The following is a 310-nucleotide window of genomic DNA, read 5'->3' on the forward strand; positions in this document are numbered from 1 at the left end:
GCTGGCTGCGGCAGCGGCCCGCGGCAAGGGCAACGGTGACAGCACCACCAACCACGCCACCACCGTTACGGCTGGTGACACCCTCAGCCTGACCAGTGGGCGCGACACCACATTGGAAGGGGCCCAGGCCTACGGCAACACCATCCTGGCCGACATCGGCCGCAGCCTCAGCCTCACCAGCACGCAGGACACCGACCACTATAAGGAGACTTATCAAAGTGCCAGCGCCGGCTTGAGCCTGTGCATCCCGCCCATCTGCTACGGCGCCACCAGCGGCGGGGCCAGCTACAGCCAGTCCAACATCAGCAAC

General features: G+C 66.1%; 1 protein-coding gene. It reads left to right on the forward strand.

Features of this window, described 5'->3' with window-relative positions:
* A partial coding sequence (locus tag UU9_RS17130; protein WP_040671322.1) for a hemagglutinin repeat-containing protein occupies positions 1-310 on the forward strand: 310 nt, incomplete at both ends.

Origin of the sequence: Rhodanobacter fulvus Jip2 (assembly GCF_000264315.1) — a bacterium.
Lineage (GTDB): Bacteria > Pseudomonadota > Gammaproteobacteria > Xanthomonadales > Rhodanobacteraceae > Rhodanobacter > Rhodanobacter fulvus.